At 44.4% G+C, this 1,749-nt stretch carries 3 protein-coding genes and 1 pseudogene; 2 read left to right on the forward strand and 2 right to left on the reverse strand.

Annotated elements, in window-relative coordinates; translation table 11 throughout:
- Together AC1DUA_RS37965 and AC1DUA_RS37970 are read left to right on the forward strand one after the other, a co-directional pair.
- The coding region (locus AC1DUA_RS37965; RefSeq protein ID WP_477504625.1) for an LLM class flavin-dependent oxidoreductase at positions 1 to 883 on the forward strand (883 nt) is incomplete at its 5' end.
- Positions 877 to 1,137, forward strand: a pseudogene (locus tag AC1DUA_RS37970) (NADPH-dependent FMN reductase); the annotation flags it as partial. The gene AC1DUA_RS37965 and the pseudogene AC1DUA_RS37970, both read left to right, overlap by 7 nt.
- Positions 1,138 to 1,212: 75 nt before the next feature.
- Here AC1DUA_RS37970 and AC1DUA_RS37975 read toward each other — a convergent pair.
- Complete coding sequence (locus tag AC1DUA_RS37975; protein WP_477504626.1) at positions 1,213 to 1,383, reverse strand: hypothetical protein; 171 nt, start codon at positions 1,381 to 1,383, stop codon at positions 1,213 to 1,215.
- A gap of 52 nt (positions 1,384 to 1,435) precedes the next feature.
- Positions 1,436 to 1,749, reverse strand: a 314-nt coding sequence (locus AC1DUA_RS37980; RefSeq protein WP_477504627.1) for a hypothetical protein, incomplete at its 5' end; no start/stop codon positions are given.

Here is a 1,749-nt window from a genome sequence, read left to right on the forward strand (position 1 = left end):
TCCACACACTGGAAAACGTATTTCTGCTGAGCAGCGCATTCTTGAAATCATTGAAATGGCAAAGTTGGCTGAGCAAGCGGGCGTTGATTTTTTTAGCGTTGGTGAAAGTCACCAAGATTATTTCGTAACCCAAGCGCATTCGATTGTACTGTCCGCCATTGCCCAAGCAACGGATAAAATAAAAATCGGAAGCTCCTCTACGATTATAAGCACATCGGATCCCGTGCGGGTGTACGAGGACTTCGCCACGATCGATTTGATTTCCAAAGGACGCATAGAAATAATTGCCGGCCGCGCATCTCGCGTTGGCTTATTTGATTTATTAGGCTTCAATCTTAAAAATTATGAGGAATTATTTGAAGAAAAATTCGACTTATTAACCAAAATAAACAATGAAGAAGTCATTACTTGGGAAGGGCAATTCCGAGAGCCATTGAATAATGCCAGGGTGATTCCCAGACCTCTTAATGGATGGCTGCCGATTTGGCGCGCTGTTGGCGGAACGCCTGCGAGCGCAATAAAGGCGGGCTACGCCGGTGTTCCTATGACGACGGCAATGCTGGCTGGCCCTGCTAGCGTATTTAAGAATACGATCGAGGCTTTCCGGGAGTCGGCCAAAGCGAATGGCTTCGATCCCGCCATGCTTCCAGTAGGTACCACTGGCCTTTTCTATTCAGCCGATACGACTCAACAAGCGCTCCAGGAATATTATCCCCATCTTAATGAAGGAATAAAGCTGACGAATGGACAAGGCTTCTCTAAGCAGTTGTTTGCACAAGGCACAGATGCCCGCAATGTATTAAATATCGGCAGTCCGCAGTTAATTATTGAAAAAATTCTGTATCAGCACGAACAATTAGGCCATCAGCGTTATATAAGGTAGTATCCATGCTCATTACCGCAGGTTCGTCCAGACATTTTTTAGTTGCGGAATACCACTTGAAGCCGATTTTGGCTTATATGAAAGCACAAATCGTTCAAACTTATGTATTCATTGAAGAAAAAGATTTCCATCTCAAAGAAATTAAGAATGACGATGTCCTTTTTCGAGTTGAACGTTTGGTTGAGGATACTGTATTGTTAACAGAAACTTATTCCAATCTTCGGGAAAGGAAAGAAGCGGCATATGGTTTTTAAGAAACAATGAAAAAACTGCTTCTCAGTAGATCATCTACCATCTACTAAGAAACAGCTTTTTCAGTTTGCTTTTATCTATTTAATTCCAATGCTCTTAGAATGACGGTAATCGCTTCGGCGCGGGTCGTGTTCTCCTGCAGTCGCAAGTGCCGAATGAGCCCAGTCGGAGACAGATGAGCTATCCGAAAAATCGATGTTCATGTTAATCGGATCAATCTGAGCAGCTCGAATTACGATGGCTGCCATTTGCTCCCTTGTAATTAAATCATCAGGACCAAAAGACTGTTCACTATAGCCGTTAACAACACCAAGTGCTGCGGCAATGGAAATCCCACTTGTAGATAACGGTCGTCACATCCAAAGCTCCGGCAATCGCCATAAACACACCCCGAGTTGAATCCGTATGAAGCAGCAGTTCTACTCCTTTTACGAATAAAGGACTGAGGAACTGGCAGGCATAGACACAAGCAAGCATCAGTGAAATTGCGGATGTTAAGCTAAGTTTCGGCACAACTTCCGCCGTTTTGATGAAAGACAGTGGGAACAACATACCCTCTGCTAAGCCGATCATGAATACCGCAAGCGCTACAGTCCACACCGTGTGTGCAGAAC

The organism is Paenibacillus sp. 01T422 (genome assembly GCF_056398785.1).